Origin of the sequence: Kineosporia rhizophila (assembly GCF_021277265.1) — a bacterium.
Classification (GTDB): Bacteria; Actinomycetota; Actinomycetes; order Actinomycetales; family Kineosporiaceae; genus Kineosporia; species Kineosporia rhizophila.
On sequence record NZ_JAJSOH010000002.1, the window covers coordinates 1 to 24945 of the forward strand.

Here is a 24945-nt window from a genome sequence, read left to right on the forward strand (position 1 = left end):
TCGGTGAGCAGGGCCTCGTCGTCGGCCCGCAGGTAGGCCGAGGCCACCCCGACGCGCAGCCGGCCGTAGCGCCGGGCGCTGTCGCCGATCAGGTACTCCAGCGGCTGCGGCACCGGGGTCCGGCTGTGCTCGGTCAGCCAGCGGGTGAGGTCCTCCCCGGTGCGGCCGGCATCCAGCGCCCGCCGCACCGAGGCCGTGGTGAATCGGAACACCGAGGCCCCGCCCCGGCTCTCCACCTCGGCCATCAGCATCAGCTCGCGCTCGATCGGGGCGGGCAGCCGGCCGGGCGCCACCACGGTGAGGTCGGCCTGCAGCAGCACGTGGTCGACCGGGGGCGGCAACGTCTCGTCGAGCAGGTCGGCGGCCGGCTTGGCGCCGTTCACCCGCCGCTGGGTCTGCGCCGCGCTCGGCTCCGAGCCGCTGCCGGCGCCGTACCCCGGGCCCGACTCCGTCGCCCCGATCAGCACCCGCCCGAACGACGAGACCGCCGCCATCCCGGTGATCCCCAGCCAGGCCGCCTCGGTCAGCGCCCAGCGCACCAGCTCGGGCTGCGACGCCGAGGCCCGGCGCGGAGCCTGCCAGACCAGACGGTTCACCAGCCCGGAACCGGCCGGGTCGCTCAGCGCCGGAGTGACCCCCTCGAGGTGCCGGGCGCTGGCCTCGGCCAGGTCGCCGAGCACCCGCTGCCGCACGATCCGCGCCTGCGGTCGCTCCACGGCCGGCCCCAGCGCCGCGACCGGCCCCTCCTTCGGCCCCCGCGTACCGATCAGGCCGGCCGCCCGCGGGGTCTCCCACCAGGCCAGCGCCAGCCGGGTCCAGCGCTCGCCGATGCTGCCGGCCAGCCAGGTGTCGAACTCGGCGGTGGGCAGCCACGACGGGTCGGCCTCACCGTCGTCGGCGATCAGCCCGGCGGCCAGGGCGATCTCGACCACCAGCCCGGCCACGGTCTCGTCCACGTCCAGCTGGGTGGCCACGCGCCGCAGGTCGCGCACACTGAGCCCACCGGCCCGCAGCAGCGGCGGTGGGTCGACGCCCCAGCGGCTGCCGAGTTCTTCGAGCAGCCGCACCGCCTCGGCGGCGGCCAGCGCGGCCGTGTCGTCGACCTGGCGGGTCTTGCGATCCCGGAACTCCAGTGCGGGGGGCGACTGTTCGGGCCGCCGGTGCACCTTGCCCCCGCGCAACGCCAGGCCGATCTCGCGCGGAAGCACCACGTGCCCCGGATCGGCGACCGCGAGCAGACCGTGGGCGAGCAGCCACTCGACCGGGGAACCGGCGGTACCGGCCCGCACCGCGCGGTCGGCGTCGGGCACCTGCCCCACCGGCGGCCCCCAGACCAGCCGCTCCAGCACCTGCGCGGCCGGCCCGGGGGCCTGGTCCAGCAGGTTCTTCACGGTGTCGGGGTCGCCGAGGTGGTCGGCCAGCCGGGCCAGCGCCGTGTCCGGATCGCCGGACGGCGGGAGCCCCAGATCTTCCATCACCTCGGCCAGGCGCTGCGGCGAACGCCGGCCCAGGGCCTCGGCCAGCGGCGGGCCCCCGCCGGCGGGGGGGGGGGCCCCACCCCCCCGCGCCGCCCCGGCCCCGGGCGGCGGGACAGGGGCCCCCCCCCCCCCCGGGGGGGGGGGGCACCCCGCGGGCCAGGTCGGCCGAGATCATCAGGGGACGCCGGGCCCGCCGGTCGACGAGGACGCCCACCCACAGGGGAAGTAAGAGGTAGGGCACGACGAACGCGGCGCGGGTGAGGGAAAGCTGGAACGCGCTCGCCCCCAGGGTGACCACGGCCAGCACCGGCAAGGAGAGGTCAGCGATCTGGGTACCGGCCTCCGACGCCGTACCCGCCGCCCATACCCGGCGGAACGAGCGGTTGCCCCAGGCCGATGCGGGCGGCCCCGAGCCCAGCTCGCCCTCAGACCCAGTGCCGGCCGCAGCGCCCGACCCAGTGCCCGACCCAGCACCCGGCCCCACGCCCGTCTCAACACCCGACCCTGCATCCGGCCACACCCCCACGCCGGACGCCGAGCGCTGCGCCGTGCCCGAACTCGGGTCCGGCCGCCCACCGGGCTCGGCCTCCGTGTCTGCCTGCCCCGCTCCACCCACCGACATCGCAAGTCCCCATTCCTACGAGCGCCAGTAACCATCGTCCTTAATTTGAAGGTTACCCACAACCAGCGTCGGCGCAACGAGGGTTAGCATTGGTTGTGGCCGAGACCGACCCGAGCACCGAGAGCACGCCCCCGGCGGGCGGCCTCGAACTGGTGCGCCGGTTCGTGAACTCGCTGGACATCGAGGCCGGCACCGACGAGCTCACCGATCCCGACGGATGGCCCGCCTGGGCGGGCCGCAACGGTTTCCGGCAGCAACCGTCCTCAAGTTCTGATGATCTCGCCCGTCTGGTCAGGCTGCGTGAGGCGTTGCGCGAGGGGCTCCAGGCCAACCATGACCGGGCTCCCCTGCCCGAGGCCGTGGCCACCGAGCTCACTCGGGCGGCGCAGTGGGCCGAGGTGCGGGTGCGGTTCTGCCCGGATGGCGCAATGCTCGGCTCGGAAGCCGACGGTGCGCGGGCGGTGGGGGCGCAGGTGCTGGCTCGGGTGGCCGCAGGGCTGGCCGACGGCACCTGGGCGCGGTTGAAAGTGTGTCGAAACGACGCCTGTCGCTGGGCTTTCTTCGACACTTCGCGCTCGCGCACCGGCCAGTGGTGTTCGATGGGGGTGTGCGGCAATCGGGCGAAACAGGCACGGCACCGGTCCCGCCGGACCGCGGAGCCGAACCTCTGAGCCCGCCCTTCTCAGCATCGTCACCCCTCGGCCGATGGTTGAGGCAGATGCTGTTGCCAGAAGGAGGACGAGTGCAGACCCGACCGTCTCAGCCGGCGCGTCCGCTCGCCACTCTCCTGCGGGACCCGGTCCTGCTCGGACTGGTGGCGCTGACCGTCGTCGGGTGGGTGCTGTTCGGTTTCTTCCCCGGCAACACCGTGCGCCAGACCCAGCTCTACTGGGCCGTGCAGGTGCCGATGGACGCGGTGCTCGCCGTAGGGGCCTGGCGGCTTCGACAGCTGGCGCCGCCCCACTTCCGCCGCTTCTGGTCGTTCATCGCCTTCGGCGGCACCTCCTTCACCATCGGCGACAGCTTCCAGTTCTTCTACTGTCTGGCGGTGCCCGACCAGGCCTCGGTCGACGGCAGCATCGTGCAGAACGCGTTCTTCGCGGTCGGCATGACCGGCAACCTGCTGGCCTGCCTGACCTTCCCGCAGGGCCCGCAGACCGGCCGGGAACGGCTGATCTTCTGGCTCGACTCGGCCACCGTGCTGGTCGGCGGGGCCGTGCTGGCCTGGTGTTTCGCGGTGAACCCGGTCGACGAGGGCACCAACCGGGTGGCCGCCAGCCTGACCGTGGCCCTGGTCGTGGTGGCCGCGTTCGCCGCCACCAAGGTCGCGCTGTGCCCCGACCCGCCGATGGACCGGATCGCCGCCTGGCCGATGGTCGCCGCGCCGGTGGTGCAGGGCGTGAGCGTGTTCCTGCTGGGCATCTTCGACCAGGAGCACGAGCCCTACGCCTTCGCCGTGCAGCTGCTGCCCTCGCTGCTGATCGCCGCCGGCCCCCGCATCCAGGAACTCACCGTCCGGATCACCGGTTACGCGCCACGGCCCAAGCGCCGGGCCTACAGCCTGCTGCCGTACGTCATGGTCGCGCTCACCTTCGTGATGTTCTACTTCGTGCTGCCGGACCACGTGTCGATCCAGCTGTGGGGGGCGTTCGCCGGGATCGTGGTGATCACCGCGCTGGTCACCGGCCGGCAGCTGATCTCCTTCCAGGACAACAGCCGGCTGCTGGGCCGTCTGGACGTAGCCCTCGAGAACCTGCGTGGGCAGGACGTGCAGCTGCGCTGGCAGGCGTCGCACGATGCGCTGACCGACCTGGCCAACCGGGTGCACTTCCAGGAGGAGATGACCCGGCTGCTGGCCCGTACCGAGGCCCGGCGGGCCGGTGACCCGGCCGACTCGCACACCGTGCTGCTGATCGACCTCGACGACTTCAAGACGGTCAACGACACGATGGGGCACGCCGCCGGCGATGCCCTGCTGGTCTCGGTGGCACAGCGACTGCAGGAGGCGGTGCGGCCGGGCGACCTGGTGGCCCGGCTGGGTGGTGACGAGTTCGCGGTGCTGCTGCCCAACGCCGACGCCGTGGTGGCGCTGCGGGTTTCCGAGCGCATCCTGCAGGGCTTCGCCGAAGAGGTGGACGTGTTGCAGCACACCCTGGCGGTGCGGGCCAGCATCGGCATCGCCGTGGCCCAGCCCGGCACCCTGCCCTCGGTGCTGCTGAGCAACGCCGACATCGCGATGTACGAGGCCAAGCACCGCGGCAAGGGCACCTCGGCGCTGTACGACCAGGAGATGGGCGTACGGATCAACGCCGAGGCCGACACCCTGCGCGACCTCGAGACCGCGGTCAACGCCGGCGAGTTCACCCTGGTCTACCAGCCGATCGTGCGGCTGCAGGACATGAGCCTGGTCGGGGTCGAGGCGCTGATCCGCTGGTGGCACCCGGTGCACGGGCTGGTCGCGCCGTCCGACTTCATCCCGCTGGCCGAGCGCAGCGGGCAGATCGTGCAGATCGGCCGGTGGGCGCTGCGCGAGGCCTGCCGTCAGGCCGCCGTCTGGCGGAAGGAGTTCCCGCAGGCCGAGCAGCTCAACATCGGGGTGAACGTGGCCGGCCGGCAACTGCGCTCCGGCACCTTCGTCCAGGAGGTGGCGCAGGCGCTGGAGGAGTTCGGGCTGCCCGCCGAGCGGCTGAGCATCGAGGTCACCGAGACCGCGGTACTGGACGACCAGGAGTCGATGGACGCGCTGGTCGCGTTGCGCGAGCTGGGGGTCAAGCTGGCGCTGGACGACTTCGGCACCGCCGCCTCCTCGCTCGGCCTGCTGCTCACCTGCCCGGTCACCACGCTGAAGCTGGACCGCTCGTTCGTCGAGTCGATCACCACGGTGGGCCGGCAGGCCGCGGTCGCCACCGCGGTCAGCCAGATGGCCGACACGCTGGACTTCGCCTCGGTGGCCGAGGGCATCGAGACCGAGGAGCAGCGCAGCCTGCTGCAGGACCTGGGCTACCAGTACGGGCAGGGCTTCCTGTTCTCCCAGCCGGTCACCGCCGACGGCCTGACCGCGTCCTGGACCCGGATCGACGAGGCCAGCCCGATCAGCGCCGCCTGAGTGGTAGCGGCAAATTCGGGCAACTTCTACGGTGGCCCGGTGAAGCTTCTGTCGGTCAACATCGCCCACGCCATCGACAACCCGTGGCGCACCGCGTCGCAGACCGGGATCGACAAGCGGCCCGTGTCGGTGCCGGTGCTGGTCACCGCGCCCGGCCCGATGGGCGACGGTTCGGTCGGGCTGGCCGGCGACCGGGTGTACGACGTGGACCACCACGGCGGCACCGACCAGGCGGTCTACGCCTACGCCCGGGAGGACCTGGACTCGTGGGAGTCGATCCTGGGCCGCCCGCTGGTCAACGGCTCGTTCGGCGAGAACCTGACCACGGCCGGTATCGACGTGAACGAGGCCCTGATCGGCGAGCGCTGGAAGGTCGGCGACGAGGTGGTGCTGGAGGTCACCCGGCCCCGCATCCCCTGCTCCACGTTCCAGGGCTGGCTGGACCGGAAGGGCTGGGTGAAGGAGTTCACCAAGGGCGCCCTTCCCGGCCCCTACTTCCGGGTGATCACCCCGGGGCACCTGCAGGCCGGCGACGCCGTGGAGGTTCTCGAGCGCCCCGACCACGACGTCACCGTGAGCCTGGCGTTCCGGGCCATGACGCTCGAACCGGCGCTCCTGCCTCGGCTTCTCGATGCGCCGGCCCTGCCGGCTGCCGACCAGGCTCTGGTGCGGCGGCGGCTGCGGCTCTAGGGCCGCTCAGGCGCTCATGTGCTGGTCGTTGGCGGGCAGGCCGTCGACCTGATCGGCCTCGATGGTGACGGCGGCGAAGGCCATCGGCAGACCCTGGGCCAGGGTAGGTGATGCCCTGTCCATCAGCTGGGCGTGCACGTGGGGTTCGCTGCTGTTGCCGGAGTTTCCGCAACTGCCGACCTGGTCGCCGGCATGGACCCGGTCGCCCACCCGGACTTTCAGCGAACCTTGCTGCAGATGGGCGACGGCGGCGAAGATGCCGTCCTCGCCGCGGATCACCACGTGATTGCCCAGAATAAACCCAGGTCCGCCGATCTCGCGGACCATCCCCTCGGCGAACATGTAGAGCAGCGCCGCAGTGGTGGAGCGGGAACGGTGGTCGCGCCGCCAGCCCGAGGCCTTCACCACCTCACCGTCGATCATCGCCAGCACCGGTTGCCCGAAGGCCGGGTACTGGTGGTTGGGCCGCAGAGCAGGACCAACCCCGAATTGAGGACGAGTGTCAGCCTCCGGTTCGTGGACGAGATCGATCGCATACGCCTGGCCGTAGGCCCGGATGCCGTGGCTGGGCGTCTTCGTGGCGGGACTGTTGATGCCCAGCCACCTTCCGCGGACCGGCGCGGTGACCACCCTGGGCTCGGGCACCGGGAGCAGCTTCGGGCCCAGGACGACCAGCGCCAGGCAGAGGACGACGGCCACCAGGGCCAGGATCGGGAGCACCGGCGGCAGTGCTGCACCGGACAGGACGTTTCCGATCAGGATGACCGCAGCGCCGAGGTAGATCGGCATACGCACGCGGTACAGCGCCAACACCGTTGCCTTCATCGCTGCGCTCCAGTCAGACAGGCCAGCAGTGGCACCACGCGTGTGGCCGGGACCTCGTAGCTGCCCCGCCCGCTCTGACGCAGCCAACCCGCGGCCATGAGGGGCCGTAGGTGGTGATGCAGCTGCCCGGTGGTGCCCAGCGACTCCAGCGCGGCCAGGTCGGCGGTGGTGTGCCGGCCCAGCAACACCTGGCGCAGGATCTCGATGCGCACCGGATGCCCGAGCGCGGCGAACACCGAGGCCTGGTCGGACCACTCTGTCTCGAGCAGCCCGGCCGTGCCGGCGCTCTGCTGCCAGGAGACCGGCGCCCCGGTGGGCAGGGTCAGCGCTCCGACCAGCATGACCGCGCCCTCGGCAGTGGACGGGTCGTCGTCGAGCCGGGCCTGCAGGCCGGTCAGCGCCCAGAACGTCTCCTCCGACAGGGGCCCGGGCGCAGCGGGCTGCTTCTCCAGCGCTTCCACCCGGTCGGTCAGAGCCCGCAGCTCCGCTCGCAAGGCGAGCATGTCCTCGTCCACAGTTCTACGTTACTACGCACAAACGTATTAACGTCCAACCCGGCGAATTCCCTCGCACTCTGCCCGCCGTTCAACGACGCGACACCCGGTGGTGGCAGGCTCCCCGTTCGGCAGGTCAGGCAAGAGAGGGCGGTATGCGCAGGTCACGTGGTGGGGCTCGACCCGGTCAGGCACCCACGCTGGTCATGATGGGCGCAGTGCTCTCCCTCACGGCAGCCTGCTCCAGCGCGAGCGGCACCCCCCGCGGGCAGGGCATGACCACCCCGCCGCCGACCGTCCAGAAAGACAGCGACGAGCCTCCCGGCCTGGGCGACGTGTGGACCAAGCAGGACGTGGTCGAGATGTACGAGCGGGACAAGGGCCTGCGCCTGAAGCTGCCGGTGACCCTGCCCGAGGGCTACGAGTTCACCGGCTTCGTGCCCCCCGACGTGCGCCCGACCAAGAAGGGCGAAAAAATCATCGCCCGCAAGGCCTGGTTCCGGCTGAACCACGAGACCGCCATGGTGTGCGTCGAGCTGACCCGCGCCGACGCCGGGATCTGCCCGGAGACCAACATCGACGTGAGCAGCACCGAGAAGGGGCAGCTGCTCCAGGTCTCGGTGGAGGTCCCGGTGTCGAACGACACGCTCGACTGGGGCGACGTGAGGTACTCGGCCGATCCGGCCGACTGGACCTGGCTGCCGTAGTTCAGCCGGCCGGCCGCCAGTGGGCCTCGGCCTTCTGCAGGTCGACGACCAGGTGCCCGGCCGGTTCCTCCTCGGTGAAACCCTCGCTGCTCACCGGGTAGAGGCTGAAGGTGAGCACCCGGGCCTGCGGCGGCAGCGGCCAGTCGCCGCGCGAGCCGTGAGTGGTGTCGCCGCCGGTGAACGGCGCGATCGCCCCGCCGTCCTGCGGCTCCCACGGCAACGGCACGTCGGCCTCGTACTGGATGCCCACCAGGTAGCGGAAGAGGGCCGCGCCGTCGGACTGCGGCGGTACCCCCGGCGCGAGCTCGTACTCCAGCGAGAAGCCGAGATAACCTCCACCGTCGAGGTATTCGAGCATCTGTTCGTACTCGCCCGCGTCGCCGTCCCACTCCTGAGGCACGGTGAGCTCGTACGGCCCGGCCAGACCACGCGCGATGAAGTTATGCCCCGGCACCAGCTCACCGCAGTCCACGTCGAAGGCCTGCAGCATGCTTCTCGCGGCCACCGCGGGGCCGCGCGGTGGCAGCCGGGAGCTCTTCACGCCGCTCAGCGTCGGGCACCGGAGGTTGCGGCGGCAAGTCGTTTCCGGGGCTCTTGACCGGCGCAATCCGGGACGCTCAAACTGCTCCTCATGCTCGTTCAGCGGATCAGTGCGTTCACCCGTGACCCCGAAGGCGGCAATCCGGCTGGTGTGGTGATCGGCGACTACCTGCCCGACGAGGCCACCATGCAGCGGGTGGCGGCCGAGGTGGGCTACTCCGAAACAGCTTTCCTGGCCATCGCCCCCGGCTCCACCGTGGCCGAGGTGCGCTACTTCAGCCCGGAGCGGGAGGTCGACTTCTGCGGCCACGCCACCATCGCCTCGGCCGTGGCCCTGGCCGACTCGCACGGCCCGGCCACCTACGAGTTCCGCACCCGGCCGGGTGTGGTGATGGTCAGTACCGACCTCGAAGAAGGCTGGCCGGTGGCCACTCTGACCTCGGTCGAGCCGCAGGTGAAGCCGGTGCCCGACGGTCTGCTGGAGAAGCTGCTGCCGCTGCTGGGCTGGAGCCCGGACGACCTGGATCCCGAACTGCCGCCCGCCCTGAGCTTCGCCGGCGCCTGGCACCTGGTGCTGGGCCTGCACACCCTGGGCACGCTCTCGGCCCTCGAGTACGACTTCACCGCCGTGCGTGAGCTGATGCTGGCCGAGAACCTGACCACGCTGCAGTTGGTGCACCGCACCGGCCCCGACACCTTCCGCGCCCGCAACCCGTTCCCGGTGGGCGGGGTGGTGGAAGATCCGGCCACCGGTGCGGCGGCGGCTGCGCTGGGCGCCCACCTGCGATACTTCGGCATCGTCCAGCCTCCGTCCGAGGTGCTGGTGACGCAGGGCATCGAGATGGGCCGCCCGAGCATGATCAAGGTGAACATCCCGGCCGAGGGCGGGATCAGCGTCAGCGGGAACGCCTGCCGGATGAGCTGAGCACCGGCCCGGCCGGGCTGGGCTGCTCGTTCGTGAAGAGGTGCCGCAGGCCGACCACGGCGAACAGGACCAGCCAGGCCAGCTGCGGGAACACGGCCACCCGCTCCATCCCGCCCATCCCCAGCCCCAGGTACTGCTGGCTGAGGAACAGCGTGAACGCGGTCAGGCCGAGCGCGCCCAGGGGCAGGCCGAAGCGCCGCACGATCGGGTCGGACGCCTGCCGCCCGGCCACGATCAGGCCGATGTTGCCGGCCAGCATGATCAAGGCCGCCCCGAGGACGTGCACGTTCTCGTTCACGTCGGCCGGTGCCAGCCCGACCAGGACCCAGCCGAGGCCCGCGCCGAGCAGCAGCCCGCGGGCCGCCCGCGCCCCCGGCCGCCACAGCGGAGCGCTCAGCAGCAGGCCGATCACCGCGAGAACGCCCAGCCGTATGAAGGATTCGTTCATCATCCCGTGATCGGGTGAGCAGACCCAGCGCATCTGCGGCTCGGCCTGGACGGCACAGGTGCGGTTGCCCAGATCGCTGATGTTGTGGTCGGCCCAGCTGTACGGCCGTTCCCAGGCGGCCTGGACCACGAGGTGGAACACCAGGAACTGCACCACCGCGCCGACCAGCGCAGCGAGCCCCACCACGGTCTTGGTCTTCCGGTTCGTAAGCATGTGTCCAGCACACCAGCGGGCCGTACTACCGGGCACTCCGATGCACCACCGAACGGGGGTGGGGTTAACCCCCGTAAGTCACACCAACCGGATGCGGATGGGGCCGCGCACAGTCGCAGGATCGACGGCCTCACCGCCCTGGGTGATCTCGACCCGGCCGTCGGAACGCAACCCCCGGGCGGCCTCCCGGACCGGTTCCATCAGGTCGCGCCACTGCTCACCACCCAGGGCCCGGGCCACCTCGGACGGGCAGATCGTGGCCCCCTCCCGGCGCTCGGCCAGCAGGTCGAGGATGCTCTGCCGCAACTGCTTCTCACTCGGCGCCGCCATGGGAACACCCTGCACCCGGCGGGCGGGGCCCGCAGCCGTGCCTGCCCGGATACCGACCAAAGTCCCGCACAACCGGGCCGGGAGGCCCCTCCCCCACAGGTGAGAAGCCACAATGATGCCATTACCGCGTTCGCCAGCACGAGCGTCCATCATTGGCCGAAGGAAACCGCCATGCAGAGCACCCAGCTCACCGAACTCGCCGACGAACTGCTGGAGCAGGCCCGCGCGGCCCACAGCGGCCGCGCCGCGCACACCCTGGTGGTGGGTCACGAACACCGGCTCAAGCAGCTGGTTCTCGCGCTCGCGGCCGGGCACCGGCTGGCCGAGCACGACAACCCCGGCGAGGCGACTGTGCAGGTGCTGACCGGCAAGGTCACGCTGCAGGCCGGCGAGGAGACGTGGAGCGGCGCGGCCGGTGACCACCTGGTGATCCCCGCGGCCAAGCACGACCTGAACGCCGAGGAGGACGCGGTGGTGCTGCTCACCATCGTCGCCGGGCGGCTCAGGGAAGAGTGATCGCGATCTTTCCGCGCCCGTGACCGGTCTCCAGCTCGCGGTGCGCGTCGGCGGCACCGGCCAGCGGGTAGGTGCTGCGGATGTGGATGCGCAGTCGGCCCTGCTCGTGCAGTTTCACCAGCTCGGCCAGGCGGGCGGCCGAACGCGTGGCCGGAGTGACGCGGATGCCGAGCTCCTCGGCCCTGCCGTGCTCGACCAGGGTCAGGATCCTTGAGCGGTCGGCCACCAGAGCCAGTGACGTCTCCAGCGCCGCACCGCCCGCGCAGTCCAGCGCCGAATCCACGCCCTGCGGGGCCAACTGCTTCACCCTCTCCACCAGACCTTCGCCGTACTCGACCGGCGTGGCACCGAGAGACCGCACGTAGTCGTGATTCTCGGGACGCGCCGTGCCGATCACGACCGCACCCGTCTGAACCGCCAACTGCACGGCGACCGTGCCCACCCCACCGGCTGCGCCCTGAACCAGAAAAGTCTCCCCCTGGGCGGGCCGCAGCTCACCGTGGGCGATGTGCGCGGTCTGGGCGCTCGCACTGAACGCGCCGGCCACTTCCCAGGACATGCTCGGCGGCTTCGCGGTGATCTGGTCGGCCGGGATCACCAGGTATTCGGCATAGGCGTCCAACCGTCCGAACCCGAGAACCTCGTCGCCCGTGGCGAAATCGGTCACGCCAGCGCCGATCTGATCAATCACCCCAGCGAATTCGTTGCCCGGGATCGTCACGGCCCTTGGCTCTACCCCCTGCGGTATCCATCCGGCCCGCACGGCGAGGTCGAACGGCTGAACCCCGGCCGCCCGCACCGCGATCCGCACCTGCCCCGGACCTGCTTCGGGCGCCGGAACCTCCATCACCTTGAGCACTTCCGGCCCGCCCGGCTGCTCGAACGCCGCTGCCCTCATCGTCTGGCCCCCTGCTGCTCGCTCCTACGTCCCGCGGGTAAGCCTGATTGCTGAAGCGCGCTTGAGGTCAAGGGGCCGCCCAGATCGGGTCGTCGTCGGCCGGACGGCCGCTGAGCGTGTTCAGCCGGCCCGCACCCCGCACGAGACGGGAGCGGCAGACGTTCACGAAGGTCAGCTTGGCCTCGTCGAGAGCCCTGCGCTGGGCCGCCCACTCGGTGAGAGATATCGGGCGTCTCAGCAGTTCTCGCCCGACCCTCCAGAGTGACGCGTCCAGATCGTGCGCAGCCTGAGCGATCTCGGCGTCCGCCCGGATGTTCAGCGCCTCCAGCGCCTCGTTGAACTGGGCCCAGTCAACGAAGTCGGAGGTGTGCTGGGCCGTGGCGGCCGTGCCGGAACGCACCGCCTCGACGTGGGCCAGGTAGACGCCGGCGTAGGCAGCGAGGAACGCGGCGCAGGCATCGGCCTGTTCGGAGAACCGCCAGTGCCGGCTCTGGGCGCGGGCAGCCAGCAACCCGCCGACCACCACGCCGAGCAGGGCCAGCACCGAGCCTGACACCGCGATCACATGGGCCCAGGCCTGTCCGCTCATCGCTGCCCCCCACCGTCGGATGGCGAGGGAGCCTAGGTTCAGCCGGGCCGGCGGCACGGCGCGACTGCCGGACAGTGCACCGCGGAGGCTCAGATGTAGACGCTGATCCGGTTCCGGCCGCTGGACTTGGCCGTGTAGAGCTGCTGGTCGGCGCGGGCCAGGAGGGTCTCGTAGGTGTCGCCGGGGTGCTGGGCGGCGACGCCGGCGCTGAGAGTCAGCCCGCGGCCGGGGGTCACCGGGCTCCAGTCGTACTGCTGCACGGTGCGGCGCACGTGCTCGACGATGCGGTGCGCCCGGCCCCGGCTGGGCGTGATCATGACCAGCAGGAACTCCTCCCCGCCGAGCCGGGCGGCGAACGATCCCGCCTCGTCCGGGGGCAGCGCCGCCTCCAGCAGTCCGGCCACCGTCTGCAGCACCCGGTCGCCGGCCTCGTGCGAGTAGCGGTCGTTCACCGACTTGAAGTGGTCCAGGTCGACCAGTGCGACGCTCAGGCCACCGATCGGCCCCGGGCCGGAGGCCAGCAGTTCGCCCAGCCGCTCCTGCACGTAGAGCCGGTTGCGCAGGCCGGTCAGCGGGTCGCGGCGGGCCTCCTCGCGGTAGCGCGCCGCCTCCTCGCGGGCCGTGCGGGTCTCGAACAGGGTCTGCCGGATGCGGGCCTGGGCCTCGCGCTCGTGGGAGAGCAGCTCACGGTCGGCGGTGCTGAACGCCTGGAGCATCTCGTAGGCCGCGCGGTAGTCGCCCAGGGCGGCCCGCACCTCGGCCCGGGCCTTGAGGATCTCGTTCTTGACCCGGGCGCAGCCCTCGTCGGCGCAGGCCTGCTGGGCCCGGGCGAGGGCGTCCAGGGCGGCCTGCGGCCGGTCGAGCGCCAGCTCGGCGGCGGCCAGGGTGATCAGGTAGTACGAGCCGGCGTCGGGGGTGCGGAAGTCGACCTGGACGGCCGCCTCCACCGCCTGCTGGGCGACCTCGGCCGCCCGCTGCGGCTCACCGGCGAGCAGGTGGATGCGGGCGATGGTGTCGAGGCTGGCCGCGTTCAGCGGGTACCCGTAGCGGGCACTGAACGCGGTGAGCTGCTGGGCCCCGGCCCGGGCGTCCTCCACCCGGGCATCGCGCAGCGCGGCGTAGGCCCGGTTGTTGATCACCAGCAGGTGCATCTGCGGATCGCCGACCGCCAGCTCCTCGGCCCGGGAGTACCACAGCTGCGAGTCCTCCCCGGCGCCGAGCTTGTGCAGCAGGTCGGCGGTCTTGTTCAGCACCCTGACCCGCAGCGGCCGGGGCACCTCGTCGGTGAAGGCGAGCACCGCGTCCATCACGTGCTGCAGGGCGGTCGGCTCGTCGCCCAGGTCGTTGTGCACGAACGCCTTCAGCAGCGAGGCGCGCACCCGGTTGACCGCCGTGAGCGCCACCGGCCCGGCGCAGGCCTGCCGGATCAGCTTCACCGCGGCCGTGATCTCGCCGGTGCGCTGACTGGCCTCGGCCCGGCAGAGCAGGGCCCCGGCGACGATCTGCGGCTCACCCAGGGCCTCGGCCCGCACCTGCAGGTCGCGGGCCCGTTCGGCCGCCACCGCCGGTTCGGAGGTGACCAGCGCCTGCAGCTCGCGGAGCTCGGCCTCCGGCCCGGGCCCGAACCCCGGATCGGCGGGCAGGGACGGCGGGCGCATCCGGACCAGCAGCCCGGCCGGCGCGTCGGCCCCGGGCGAGCGTTGCACCTGATCCATGCCCCGCGCCCTCCGGCCCGCTTATGTCTGCATACGACGCTTTCGCAACGTTTGCATAGTGTCGCAGCCGCACCGCTGAAGCGACAGGGATTCAGCGCTGATGTCTTGCCCGTGCGCGGACAATTCTCCTCGGCCGCCGATTTCGCGGCCGGTTCTTGCCCTGGCCTTGACGCGAACTGAAACTTCTTCACGATCGGCCCGATGCACTGGGTGAGCAGCCCTGCCCGCACCGTCATCATGCCTGCGATCTGCCTCACCCGTCCGCCGATTTACCCTCATACAACAGTGCTTTGGTTCTGGTGGGCAGAATGCCTGCACTAGAGTCGCGGTATGTCGCCGAAGCCTCGCCCGCTCAACTTCCTGGGTCTGCTCGGTGCCTTCGTGGTGACGAGTCTGGTGGCGGGCGTCCTCGCGGCCGGTCTGGCGGTCCCCGCGATCGGCGCCTCGGGCCTGGCCACCAGCAACGTGATCAAGGCGTTCAACGAGCTGCCGACCGAGCTCGCCGACACCCCGATGCCGACCAACACCAAGGTGCTGGCCGCCGACGGCTCGCTGATCGCGACGTTCTACGACGAGAACCGCGTGCCGGTGAAGCTCAAGGACATCTCGCCGTTCATGCAGACCGCGATCGTGGCGATCGAGGACGAGCGCTTCTACGAGCACGGCGGGGTCGACCCCAAGGGCCTGCTGCGCGCCGTGGTCGCCAACCAGGTCTCCGGCGGGGTCTCGCAGGGCGCCTCCACGCTCACCCAGCAGCTGGTCAAGAACATGCTCAAGGCGGAGGCCTACCTGGCCGGTGACCAGGCCGGGTTCGAGGCCGCCCAGGAGCGCACCAACGAGCGCAAGCTCAAGGAGATCCGGCTGGCCACCGCGCTGGAGCGGCGGATGGACAAGAAGGAGATCCTCGAGGCGTACCTGAACATCTCCTGGTTCGGCGGGCAGATCAACGGCGTCGAGGCGGCCGCGCGCTACTACTTCGACACCACCGCCAAGAAGCTCACGCTGCCCCAGGCGGCCACGCTGGCCGGGATGATCCAGTCGCCGCCGCAGTACAACCTGGCCGAGACCGAGAAGCACGTGCGGGCCAAGCAGCGCCGCAACACCGTGCTCACCAAGATGTACCAGCAGGGCATGATCGACGCCGAGACCCGGGACAAGGCGCTGGCCGCCAAGCTCGGCGCCGACATCAGCCCGACCTACCAGGGCTGCGCCAACGCCGGCACCCGGGCCTACTTCTGCGACTACGTGTACAACCTGCTCACCAAGAGCCCCGGCTTCGCGGCCCTCGGCAAGACCGAGGAGGACCGGGCGATCGCGATCAAGCGCGGCGGCTACACGATCAGGACCACCCTCGAGCCGAAGATGCTCAACGCCGCCTGGAAGGCCGTGAAGTCGGCGATCCCGCCGGACGACAAGAGCCGGGTGGCCACCGCGTCGGTCACCGTGGAGCCGGGCACCGGCAAGGTGCTCACGATGATCCAGAACAAGTACTACAGCGTGGAGAAGGGCCGGCAGAACACCACGGTCAACTACTCCACCGACTACACCTACGGCGGCTCCTCGGGCTTCCTCACCGGGTCCACGTTCAAGCCGGTCGTGCTGGCCGCCTGGCTGAAGTCCGGCCGCAAGCTGAACGACACGATCGAGAGCGGGCCGGGCTCGCTGGGGGTCAGCTCGTTCCGGGCCTGCGGCTCGAACCTGCGCAGCACCGAGACGTGGAACTTCAACAACGCCGGCGACGGCAGCGGGTCCGGGGCCATCACCGCCTGGGACGCCACCGCCAACTCGGTCAACGGCGCCTACGTGCGGATGGAGCAGAAGCTCGACCTGTGCCAGGTGCGCGAGATGGCCGAGGCGCTGGGCATGCACCGGGCCGCCGCGGTCGAGTGGGGCGAGGAGAAGGCGACCACCGGCATCCCCGACACGGTGCCCTCGATCGTCCTCGGCACGATCAACCAGTCGCCGCTGACCATGGCCAACGCCTACGCCACGTTCGCCGCGAGCGGCAAGTACTGCGAGCCGATCGCGGTCACCTCGATCAAGGACCGCAACGGCAAGGCGGTCAAGATCCCGAAGACCAGCTGCAAGCAGACCGTCCCGGCCAACGTGGCGAACACCGCCACCCTGGGCCTCAGCCGGGCCCTGATCAACGGCACGGCGGCCAGTACCGGCCGGCTGTCCAGCGGCCAGGACGCCTCGGGCAAGACCGGCACCACGAACAACTCGCAGGACACCTGGTTCGTCGGCTACACCCCGCAGCTGTCCACCTCGGTGTGGGTGGGCCCGGAGACGGTGAACGGCAAGCGCAAGTACATGCAGGGCGTGCGGATCAACGGCCAGTGGCACTCGCACGTGTACGGCGGCACGATCGCGGCGCCGACCTGGAAGAAGATCATGGAGTCGGCGCTCAAGGGCAAGAAGGTCAAGAGCTTCCCCAGCGCGGACAGCAGCCTGATCGGGCAGAAGCCGCTGCCGCCGAAGAAGGAGAAGAAAAAGAAGGACGATCGTGGCGGCGACGGTCCCGGTGGTAACGGGAACGGCGGCGGCGGCAATGGTGGCGGCGGGAACGGTGGCGGTAACGGTGGCGGGGGTAACGGGAACGGCGGTCGCTGACCACCGGTCCCGTCACCACCTCACCGGCTCACACTGAGGCGTAGACCGGCAGTTCGGGCATCGGGCTCGAGCGGGACAGCAGCGCCCGGTGGGCCAGTCGGCGCGCCGGGCCGCTGGCCGCGATCCGGTGCGCGGTCTCGAGCACCCGGAGCCCGGCCTCGGACTTGGGAAAGATGATGCGCGGCACGCCGGGCGGGAAGGCCTGCACCTTCTCGGCGTAGGGCCGCATCACCCGCTCGTAACCACCGAAGGCCTGGGCGAGGTGCCGGTTGTCCCACCCCTGGGCCAGTTCTCCGGCCAGGACGTAGGCGCCGACCAGAGCCAGTGTCGTACCCATACCCGAGGGCCCCGAAGCCCAGGCCGCGTCGCCCGCCAGCACCACCCGTCCTTTGGTGTAGGCCGGTAGACGCACCTGGGTGAAGCGCTCGAGGTAGAACTCCTCCGGCCGGGCCGCGAAACCGTCCAGCACGCGCTCACTCTGCCACCCGACATCGGCGTAGCGCTGCCGCAGCACGTGCAACTGCGCCTCGAACGGCAGGGTCTCCAGGCCGATCGGCGGGGAGAGGAAGGCCAGGTTGGCGCGGATGGTGCCGTAGGCATCCGGCCGCAACGAAACCATACGGCTACCGGTGGTTGTCATCCAACGCCACCAGTCGTCGTCCTCAGGTGTGCGGTCGATCGTGCCGTAGGCGATGTACTCGCCCAGGTCGCGCCAGCGCACCTCGTCGCCGAACACGATCTGCCGCGTGGCCGAACGCCGCCCCTCGGCCACCACCAGCAGGTCGTAGCGCTCCTGCCCACCGCTGGCCAGAGTCACCTCCACGCCGTCGTCGAACTGCTCGACCGCGGTCACGTGATCGCCGTACCGGTGCGGGATCTCGTCCTTGGTCAGGGACAGCAGCAGTTCGGCCAGATCACCACGCAGGATCTCCATCTCCGCGGTGGGGCCGTCGTGCCCGGTCTCGGCCGGGTGCTCGCCGTAGGGGCGGCCCGCCCGGTCGACGAAACGCGTGCCGACCTCTCCGGTGCGGGCGGCCAGCACCGCCTCACGCAGGCCCATCGCCTCGATCACCTGGTGCCCGGCGTCGCGGATGTCGATGTTCTGCCCAGCGGTGCGCTGCTGGGGTGCCCGTTCCATCAGCGTCGGGGCGAACCCGGCCCGATGTAGGGCCCAGGCCACCGCCGGCCCGGCGATGCTGCCCCCGGTCACCAGCACGGTTCTCGCCATGTCGTCCACTCCCGTCCTGGATGATTACTTCACGGTGAAGTTACCTCAGTCGTGAAGTATTGCATCTCGTGAAGTAGATTGCCCTTCATGAGCGAGGAGATGCGGCCCTTCCCGCCGATCCTCCGGCCCGGCCCCCGCCTGGATCTGCTGAACCAACTGCGGGCCTACGCCGGCGAGTTCCAGGAGCTGGCCCGGCACTCGGCGCGCGGCCTGGGGCTGCACACCACCGACGCCAACGCCCTGGTCGAGGTGCTCTCGGCCGAGCGGCTGGGCCACCCGCTCTCCCCCGCCCGGCTCTCCGAGCGCGTCGGGCTCACCTCCGGCGCCACCAACGCCCTGGTCAACCGCCTGGAGAACGCGGGCTACGTGGTGCGTACCCGGGAGCACACCGACCGGCGGCAGGTCACCCTGCGCACCACCGAACTGGCCCGCGACCGGGCCGAGGCGATCTACACCGAGCCGGCCCGGCTGCTCGAGGCCACGCTGGACGGGCTGGAACCAGAGGTCCTCGAGCAGCTGACCGGCGCCCTGACGCTGCTCACCGGCACCCTGACGCAGGTCAATCAGCAGATGGCCGCAGCCCACGAACACTGATCCCCGCGCGCCGGGTGGCGCATCCGGACCGAATCAGCGAAAAAGGTGTTCCGGCCTCGCGCGTAACTCACGTGCCGGGGCCGGCCTACAGAGAGGGCATGCATGACCGTCACCAACCCGCCGACCGAACAGAGCCTCGGCGGAGCTGATCTGGTGGTGCTGCTCGACGAGGACACCAACCCCAACGGCACTGCGAACCGCTTGACCGTGCACGACACGCAGACCCCGCTGCACCTGGCCTTTTCTCTGCACCTGCTCGACGAGCAGGGCCGCACCCTGCTCACCCGCCGGGCCCTGGGCAAGAAGACCTGGCCCGGGGTGTGGACCAACACCTGCTGCGGCCACCCGCGCCCGGGTGAGGACATCACGGCGGCGGTGGAGCGGCGGGTCGGTGAGGAACTCGGCCTGCACGTGCCCGCCGAGTCGCTCAGCGTGGTGCTGCCCGACTTCCGCTACCGCGCTGTCGACGCCGGCGGGGTGGTGGAGAACGAGTTCTGCCCGGTGCACGTGGCCGTGCTCGACCCGGCGGCCGTGCCCCGGCCCGACCCGGGTGAGGTGGCCGAGTACACCTGGGTGGCCTGGCCCGACCTCTACGAGGCGGTGCGCCGCACCCCGTTCGCCTTCAGCCCCTGGCTGGTGCTGCAGGCCGCGGCGATCGGCCCGGAACTGCGCCCCAGCAGCAGTTCATAAGTCCATGCCGGTCTCCGTCCACCTGCTGCTGGCCGACCACCTGGCCGCCCGCATCCAGGCCGGGCACTTCCCGCCGGGCGCCCCGCTGCCCAGCCCGCCCGACCTCGAGCACGAGGGCTACCCGGTGCGCACGGCGCGAGATGCCCTGCGCCGCCTGGCCCGCGAGGGCTGGGCCGAGCAGCGCGCCGACGGCGGTTACTACGTCACCGGCGAGAGCGCCGACGCAGAGTGGGACCTGGTGCACCGCCAGGTCGAGGCCCTGCTGGCGGCCTGGTCGGGCGAACCTCGGCAGGGCCGGGTCGAGGGCCGGCTGGACCAGGTCTGAGCCATCAGGGTGGCCGGCCCTCGACCCACCTCAACCCGGCCCGGTCCGACAGCCGATGCCGTCTGTCGAGACTTCGGGGGGACGGGTCCATGCACGCAAGCACACTTCGGCCGGCGGGTGGTCCGGCATGCCGGTGACCTCGTCCGAGGCCGGCGCCCGCCGGGCCATGCTGGTCTGCCGGATCGGTGCCGACCTGCTGAACACCCCCGGCACCGACGCATCGCTGATCCGGGTGGCCGGCTGGGGAGCGATCCGCGACCTGACCGAGGAGACCCCGGGCCTGCGCGCGGTGCGGATGGCCCGCACGGCCGACGGCTTCGGGCTGGGGCCGTGGCTGGGCCCGTTCCCCGAACAGCCCCCGGCCATCACCGGTGTTCTGGACGCCGACGTGCCGCTGGTGCACGAGGTGCTCAACCGGGCGGCGGGCGCCGCCTGCACCTGGGTGATGATCACCTATCCGCACGTCGCGCCGGACGTGACGATGGCGCTGGGGCACCCCGAACAGCTCGACCTCGAGGTGGTGCTGACCGCCCGCAGCATCCTCAACCAGGTGATGCTGGCCTACCGCACCAGCCTGGTGCACGAGGAGCTGGCCCGGACCGCGATCACCGACACCCTCACCCACCTGGCCAACCGGCAGGCCTTCACCGAGGTCTTCTACGACATCCTCGACCAGCCCGGGGCCGGTGAGGCCGCGCTGCTGCTGATCGACCTCGACGACTTCACCGCCCTGAACGAGGCGTGCGGCCGGGAGACCGGTGACGAGGTGCTGCGCCGGGTGGCCGACATCCTGCGGGAGATCGTGCGGGGCAGCGACGTGGTGGCCCGGCTCGGCGGGGACGACTTCGCCGTGCTGCTGCCCGGCATCGACGAGGCCGCGGCGCTGCGGATCGCCGAACGGATCACGTTCGCGGTGGCCACCCTGGCGGTGTCCACCCCGGGCGTGGACAGCACCGGCGCCGGGATCGGGGTGGTCGGCGTGGAACCCGGCGCCGACCTGCAGACCCTGATGCTGCGGGCCGAGGTGGCGCTGAAGGCGGCCAAGCGCCGGGGCCGCGGGCAGGTGCAGAACTGGCGCCCCGACCTGGCCACCGAGACCTGAGTGCGACCGACGGCACGCCCGCCGCCTCACCCATCACACTGCCCAGGCCATAGGCTCGGGGACGACCAGAGTCACAACTCAGGGACGGAGAGCCAGCGTTGGCGTCGGACGCTTCCACCATCATTTACACCCACACGGACGAGGCTCCTGCGTTAGCCACGTACTCGCTGCTGCCGATCGTTCAGGCGTACGCCTCGACGGCGGGTGTGACCATCGAGACCCGGGACATCTCCCTCTCCGGCCGCATCATCGCCGCCTTCGCCGACCGGCTGCCCGAGGGGCAGAAGCTCGACGACGCCCTCGCCGAGCTCGGTGAGCTGGCCAAGCGGGCCGAGGCCAACATCATCAAGCTGCCGAACATCTCCGCGTCGATCCCGCAGCTCAAGGCGGCCGTCGCCGAGCTGCGCGAGCAGGGTTACGACCTGCCCGACTACCCGGACAGCCCGGGCACTGACGAGGAGCGCGACATCCGCGCCCGCTACGACAAGGTCAAGGGCAGCGCGGTCAACCCGGTGCTGCGCGAGGGCAACTCCGACCGCCGCGCACCGGCTTCGGTCAAGAACTACGCCCGCGTGCACCCGCACCGGATGGGCGCCTGGACGGCCGATTCGAAGACCAACGTGGCCACCATGAGCGCCGGTGACTTCCGCACCAGCGAGAAGTCGGTGGTGCTGGAGAACGACGACACGCTGCGGATCGAGCACGTCGGCACCGACGGCACCACCACGGTGCTGCGCGAGTCGGTCCCGGTGCTGGCCGGCGAGGTCGTCGACGCCACCCGGATGGACGTGGCCGCGCTGCAGCAGTTCCTGAGCGCCCAGATCGCCCGGGCCAAGGAAGAGGGCGTGCTGTTCAGCGTGCACCTCAAGGCCACGATGATGAAGGTCTCCGACCCGATCGTCTTCGGCCACACCGTGCGTGCGTTCTTCCCGCAGACCTTCGAGCGCTACGGCGACACGCTGGCCGCCGCCGGGCTCACCCCCAACGACGGCCTCGGCGCCATCCTCGGCGGCCTGTCGGCCCTGCCCGACGGCGAGGCGATCAAGGCCTCGTTCGACGCCGAGCTGGCCCAGGGCCCGGCCCTGGCCATGGTCGACTCCGACCGCGGGATCACCAACCTGCACGTGCCCAGCGACGTCATCGTGGACGCCTCGATGCCGGCGATGATCCGCACCTCCGGGCACATGTGGGGCCCGGACGGCAACGAGGCCGACACCCTGGCGGTGCTGCCGGACAGCAGCTACGCCGGCGTGTACCAGACCGTGCTGGACGACTGCCGGGCCAACGGCGCGTTCGACCCGGCCACCATGGGCTCGGTGCCCAACGTGGGCCTGATGGCGCAGAAGGCCGAGGAGTACGGCAGCCACGACAAGACCTTCGAGATCGCCGAGGCCGGCACCGTGCGGGTGGTCTCCGCCGACGGCACCGTGCTGCTGGAGCACGAGGTCTCGCCGGGTGATATCTGGCGCGCCTGCCAGACCAAGGACGTGCCGGTCCGCGACTGGGTGAAGCTGGCCGTGAACCGGGCCCGGGCCACCGGCGACCCGGCGGTGTTCTGGCTGGACTCCGCCCGCGCGCACGACGCGAACCTGATCACCAAGGTCGAGCAGTACCTGCCCGAGCACGACACCGACGGGCTGACCATCAAGATCATGTCCCCGGTGGAGGCCACGGCCTACTCGCTGGAGCGGATCCGGCGGGGCGAGAACACCATCTCGGTCACCGGCAACGTGCTGCGCGACTACCTCACCGACCTGTTCCCCATCCTCGAGCTGGGCACCAGCGCGAAGATGCTGTCGGTGGTGCCGCTGATCAACGGGGGCGGCCTGTTCGAGACCGGCGCCGGCGGCTCGGCGCCCAAGCACGTGCAGCAGCTGCTGCGCGAGAACCACCTGCGCTGGGACAGCCTGGGTGAGTTCCTGGCCCTGGCGGTCAGTTTCGAGCACCTGGCCCAGACCACGAAGAACGCCCGGGCCCAGGTCCTGGCCGACACGCTGGACCGGGCCACCGGCACGTTCCTGAACGAGAACAAGTCGCCCAGCCGCAAGGCCGGGGAGCTCGACAACCGCGGCAGCCACTTCTACCTGGCCCTGTACTGGGCCCAGGAGCTGGCCGGGCAGAACGACGACGCCGAGCTGGCCGAGAAGTTCACCGCGCTGGCGGCCGCCCTGGCCGAGAAGGAGCAGACGATCCTGGACGAACTGATCCAGGTCCAGGGGCAGCCGGCCGACGTGGGCGGCTACTACCGGCCCGACCCGGCCAAGGCCGAGGCGATCATGCGCCCGTCGGCGACGCTCAACCAGGCTCTGGCCGCGCTGAGCTGATCCGATCCGCACAGTCAGTCACCGCAGCCCGTGTCCCGGCTCACCCGGGGCACGGGCTGCGGTGCTTTTCGGCCGCCGCAGGCCTTTTGGCCGATTCGAACCACCCGGCCGGTCGAACACATGTGCGAACGAGTGTGGGAGTCTTGCCCGGTGAGGGATCGGCAGGCACCCAGTTCGTTCGCAGGCTCGACCAGGCCGATCGCTGCCATCGAGAACAACCTCACCACCGAGGAGATCCCCTTCCCCGGCCGGGCGAGGCTCCAGACCGACCCGGCGAACTCCCGGCCCACCGGCCGGCACTGCTGGGTCACCGACCCGGCCGCCCCGGCGCGGCCCCTGGCCGGTCTCCTGATCGACTGGCGGCGTGACGGCGACGGCTGGTGGGGCCGGGTCATCCTGAGCACCTCCTCCCCCGAGGGCCGGGCCACGGTCACCGACACCTGGCTGCCGGCCAAGCGCCTGCGCCCCGCCCGCGCCCCTCGGCCCTAGGGCGCCTATCGTGCTCCTGTGATCACGAGACGGGCCGATCTGACGGTGGCCGCGATCCAGTCGATCCCGGTGATCGGCGACGTCGAGGCCAACTTGGAAGCCGCCGAGACAGCGCTCGCCCAGGCCACCGAAGGCGGTGCACGCCTGGTGCTGTTCCCGGAACTGTCGCTGACCGGTTACGACCTCGACCGGCTGGACGACCCCCGGCTGTGGTTCGCGCCGGGCGACGCCCGTCTGGACCGGCTGCGCAAGAGCGCCCGGGCAGCCGGGGCCGTGGTGGTTGTGGGCGTCCCCGTCCGGGTCGGCCAGCGCCGCTACCTCGCCTCGCTGGCCCTCAGCGGCAACGGCCCGGACGTCGTCGCTCCGAAAAGCCACCTGCACGGCGCCGAATCAGACATCTTCGACGCAGGGCACGAGCCGGTCGTCGTGCCGGTGGCCGACTGGAGCGTCGGCTTGGCGGTGTGCTTCGACACCGCATTCGCGCAGCACGCCGAAACCCTGCGCACCGCGGGCGCCCACGCGTACGCCGCCTCGGTGATCTTCACCGAGGGCGAGGAGCGCGAACTGGACCAGCGCATGGCCTCCCGGGCAGCCGACAACAATTTTTGGACGATCGCGGCCAACTTGGGTGGCTCGCCTCTCGGTCGGCGTTCGGCCGGCGGATCAGGCATCTGGTCCCCGCAGGGCGCCGTCCTCGCCCGGGCCGCGGGAAGGGACTCCGAGATCGTCTTCGGCACACTGACCGAGGCTTCCCTCAGCTCCTGATCAGCGCGCCGCTGCAGCCGGAGGGGTTAACCCCTTGTTCCGATCCGCTGTCCGGGCGATGTCGTCCATCGCCTCACGCGCCCCTGGTGTCTTACGCTCGGACGGGACAACACCTGCGGACGACGGGGATGTTCATGGCCGACGAGAGCTGGCTCGAGGACTCAGGCTCCAGCGTGCTCGCGGTCGCCACCACCTCCTTCCTGCTCCTGGTCCTGGCCCTGGTTCTGCACCAGGCGGCCCGGCGCCGGGCCTACGGAAGGCTGGCCCCGGCCGAGCGCGAACTGCTGCTCCAGGCCCTGCTTCTGGTCGTCCACAGTGGGGCCGTCGAGAAGGGCCAGAGCGCCCTGGGCCCGCCCCGCGCCCCTGCCCGGGTGCTCGGCGACCTGCTCGGTCTCGACGTGCACACGGTGGACGGGGCACTGCGCCGGCTGATCGAGCACGGCTACCTCAACGGCCTGCCCGGGTCGCGGTTCGGGGCGCTGACCACGCACCTGGAAACCACGGAGAAGGGCCGCCGGTTCCATGAGCGGCACTTCGGCACCACCGGCGGCGTGTTCGAGGCGGCTCCTCTGGGCCTGGTCGTCCTCAACGGCCAATCACCGCGATTCCGTCCGCTTCCACCCGCTCCGGACGCGCTTTCGCTGCGCCACACCGACAATCGGGCCGAACCTCCGAGTGCCTAGCCGCTGAGGACGACTGCGCCCAGTACCGTGGCAGCA

Annotated in this window: 25 protein-coding genes; 15 read left to right on the top strand and 10 right to left on the bottom strand. The window is 71.1% G+C overall.

All coding sequences use genetic code 11. The annotated features are described in order from the left end of the window. Positions 1-1475 (bottom strand): helicase-associated domain-containing protein (locus tag LWF15_RS03395; protein WP_232808855.1); only part of this gene is annotated, 1475 nt, incomplete at its 3' end. Positions 1476-2195: 720 nt separating this feature from the next. On the opposite strand from LWF15_RS03395, the gene LWF15_RS03400 reads away from it, so the two are divergent. The 3 genes from LWF15_RS03400 to LWF15_RS03410 all read left to right on the top strand — a co-directional run bounded on the left by LWF15_RS03400 (position 2196) and on the right by LWF15_RS03410 (position 5896). After that, positions 2196-2771: a CGNR zinc finger domain-containing protein gene (locus LWF15_RS03400; RefSeq protein WP_232808856.1), complete on the top strand. Its 576-nt coding sequence runs from the start codon at positions 2196-2198 to the stop codon at positions 2769-2771. Positions 2772-2842: 71 nt separating this feature from the next. Further along, positions 2843-5206 carry a putative bifunctional diguanylate cyclase/phosphodiesterase gene (locus LWF15_RS37265; RefSeq protein ID WP_232808857.1) on the top strand — a complete coding sequence of 788 codons (2364 nt, stop codon included), beginning with the start codon at positions 2843-2845 and terminating at the stop codon, positions 5204-5206. Positions 5207-5245: 39 nt separating this feature from the next. Next, complete coding sequence (locus tag LWF15_RS03410; protein WP_232808858.1) at positions 5246-5896, top strand: MOSC domain-containing protein; 651 nt, start codon at positions 5246-5248, stop codon at positions 5894-5896. Positions 5897-5902: 6 nt separating this feature from the next. On the opposite strand, the gene LWF15_RS03415 is transcribed toward LWF15_RS03410, so the two are convergent. Together LWF15_RS03415 and LWF15_RS03420 are read right to left on the bottom strand one after the other, a co-directional pair. Continuing rightward, positions 5903-6721, bottom strand: a complete 819-nt coding sequence (locus LWF15_RS03415; protein ID WP_232808859.1) for a M23 family metallopeptidase — start codon at positions 6719-6721, stop codon at positions 5903-5905. Next, entirely contained in the window at positions 6718-7236 is a 519-nt protein-coding gene (locus LWF15_RS03420) for an ArsR/SmtB family transcription factor (RefSeq protein ID WP_232808860.1), read from the bottom strand. The genes LWF15_RS03415 and LWF15_RS03420 overlap by 4 nt, the downstream gene beginning before the upstream one ends. Positions 7237-7424: 188 nt before the next feature. Here LWF15_RS03420 and LWF15_RS03425 point away from each other — a divergent pair, with 188 nt between their 5' ends. Next, the gene (locus LWF15_RS03425) at positions 7425-7922 is read left to right on the top strand and encodes a hypothetical protein (RefSeq protein WP_232808861.1); all 498 of its coding nucleotides are present in this window, start codon (positions 7425-7427) and stop codon (positions 7920-7922) included. 1 nt (position 7923) lies between these two features. Here the strand turns inward: LWF15_RS03425 and LWF15_RS03430 are convergent, their stop codons facing one another. Beyond that, entirely contained in the window at positions 7924-8463 is a 540-nt protein-coding gene (locus LWF15_RS03430; RefSeq protein WP_232808862.1) for a hypothetical protein, read from the bottom strand. Between the two features lie 90 nt (positions 8464-8553). Here LWF15_RS03430 and LWF15_RS03435 point away from each other — a divergent pair, with 90 nt between their 5' ends. Beyond that, positions 8554-9387 carry a PhzF family phenazine biosynthesis protein gene (locus LWF15_RS03435; protein WP_232808863.1) on the top strand — a complete coding sequence of 278 codons (834 nt, stop codon included), beginning with the start codon at positions 8554-8556 and terminating at the stop codon, positions 9385-9387. Here the strand turns inward: LWF15_RS03435 and LWF15_RS03440 are convergent. Beyond that, positions 9359-10048 (bottom strand): DUF998 domain-containing protein, encoded by a 690-nt coding sequence (locus tag LWF15_RS03440; protein ID WP_232808864.1) that lies wholly within the window; start codon positions 10046-10048, stop codon positions 9359-9361. The two genes, LWF15_RS03435 and LWF15_RS03440, sit on opposite strands and share 29 nt — an antisense overlap. A gap of 78 nt (positions 10049-10126) precedes the next feature. Continuing rightward, positions 10127-10378, bottom strand: coding sequence for a DUF3253 domain-containing protein (locus LWF15_RS03445; RefSeq protein ID WP_232808865.1), 252 nt, complete (start codon positions 10376-10378; stop codon positions 10127-10129). Positions 10379-10549: 171 nt separating this feature from the next. On the opposite strand from LWF15_RS03445, the gene LWF15_RS03450 reads away from it, so the two are divergent. Continuing rightward, complete coding sequence (locus tag LWF15_RS03450; RefSeq protein ID WP_232808866.1) at positions 10550-10894, top strand: cupin domain-containing protein; 345 nt, start codon at positions 10550-10552, stop codon at positions 10892-10894. Here LWF15_RS03450 and LWF15_RS03455 read toward each other — a convergent pair. The 3 genes from LWF15_RS03455 to LWF15_RS03465 all read right to left on the bottom strand — a co-directional run bounded on the left by LWF15_RS03455 (position 10881) and on the right by LWF15_RS03465 (position 14096). Continuing rightward, complete coding sequence (locus LWF15_RS03455; protein ID WP_232808867.1) at positions 10881-11792, bottom strand: NADP-dependent oxidoreductase; 912 nt, start codon at positions 11790-11792, stop codon at positions 10881-10883. The two genes, LWF15_RS03450 and LWF15_RS03455, sit on opposite strands and share 14 nt — an antisense overlap. A gap of 67 nt (positions 11793-11859) precedes the next feature. Further along, positions 11860-12381, bottom strand: coding sequence for a hypothetical protein (locus LWF15_RS03460; protein WP_232808868.1), 522 nt, complete (start codon positions 12379-12381; stop codon positions 11860-11862). Between the two features lie 89 nt (positions 12382-12470). Further along, positions 12471-14096, bottom strand: a complete 1626-nt coding sequence (locus LWF15_RS03465; RefSeq protein WP_232808869.1) for a tetratricopeptide repeat-containing diguanylate cyclase — start codon at positions 14094-14096, stop codon at positions 12471-12473. Positions 14097-14426: 330 nt separating this feature from the next. On the opposite strand from LWF15_RS03465, the gene LWF15_RS03470 reads away from it, so the two are divergent. Continuing rightward, positions 14427-16709 carry a transglycosylase domain-containing protein gene (locus LWF15_RS03470; protein ID WP_232808870.1) on the top strand — a complete coding sequence of 761 codons (2283 nt, stop codon included), beginning with the start codon at positions 14427-14429 and terminating at the stop codon, positions 16707-16709. 28 nt (positions 16710-16737) lie between these two features. On the opposite strand, the gene LWF15_RS03475 is transcribed toward LWF15_RS03470, so the two are convergent. Then, positions 16738-17937: an FAD-dependent monooxygenase gene (locus LWF15_RS03475; protein ID WP_232808871.1), complete on the bottom strand. Its 1200-nt coding sequence runs from the start codon at positions 17935-17937 to the stop codon at positions 16738-16740. Between the two features lie 87 nt (positions 17938-18024). Between LWF15_RS03475 and LWF15_RS03480 the strand changes: the two genes are divergently transcribed. From LWF15_RS03480 to LWF15_RS03515, 8 genes are all read left to right on the top strand, one after another. Continuing rightward, positions 18025-18531 (top strand): MarR family winged helix-turn-helix transcriptional regulator, encoded by a 507-nt coding sequence (locus LWF15_RS03480; protein ID WP_232808872.1) that lies wholly within the window; start codon positions 18025-18027, stop codon positions 18529-18531. Between the two features lie 102 nt (positions 18532-18633). Then, positions 18634-19221, top strand: coding sequence for an isopentenyl-diphosphate Delta-isomerase (idi, locus tag LWF15_RS03485; protein ID WP_232808873.1), 588 nt, complete (start codon positions 18634-18636; stop codon positions 19219-19221). 4 nt (positions 19222-19225) lie between these two features. Next, positions 19226-19546: a GntR family transcriptional regulator gene (locus LWF15_RS03490; RefSeq protein WP_232808874.1), complete on the top strand. Its 321-nt coding sequence runs from the start codon at positions 19226-19228 to the stop codon at positions 19544-19546. Between the two features lie 127 nt (positions 19547-19673). Continuing rightward, complete coding sequence (locus tag LWF15_RS03495) at positions 19674-20648, top strand: GGDEF domain-containing protein (protein WP_232808875.1); 975 nt, start codon at positions 19674-19676, stop codon at positions 20646-20648. Between the two features lie 98 nt (positions 20649-20746). After that, the gene (locus LWF15_RS03500; protein ID WP_232808876.1) at positions 20747-22972 is read left to right on the top strand and encodes an NADP-dependent isocitrate dehydrogenase; all 2226 of its coding nucleotides are present in this window, start codon (positions 20747-20749) and stop codon (positions 22970-22972) included. Positions 22973-23122: 150 nt separating this feature from the next. Continuing rightward, positions 23123-23461 (top strand): hypothetical protein, encoded by a 339-nt coding sequence (locus LWF15_RS03505; RefSeq protein WP_232808877.1) that lies wholly within the window; start codon positions 23123-23125, stop codon positions 23459-23461. 18 nt (positions 23462-23479) lie between these two features. Beyond that, complete coding sequence (locus LWF15_RS03510; RefSeq protein WP_232808878.1) at positions 23480-24226, top strand: carbon-nitrogen hydrolase family protein; 747 nt, start codon at positions 23480-23482, stop codon at positions 24224-24226. A 134-nt stretch (positions 24227-24360) separates the two neighbouring features. Then, on the top strand, positions 24361-24909 hold the full coding sequence (locus tag LWF15_RS03515; RefSeq protein ID WP_232808879.1) for a hypothetical protein: 549 nt from the start codon (positions 24361-24363) through the stop codon (positions 24907-24909). Positions 24910-24945: the final 36 nt, after the last annotated feature.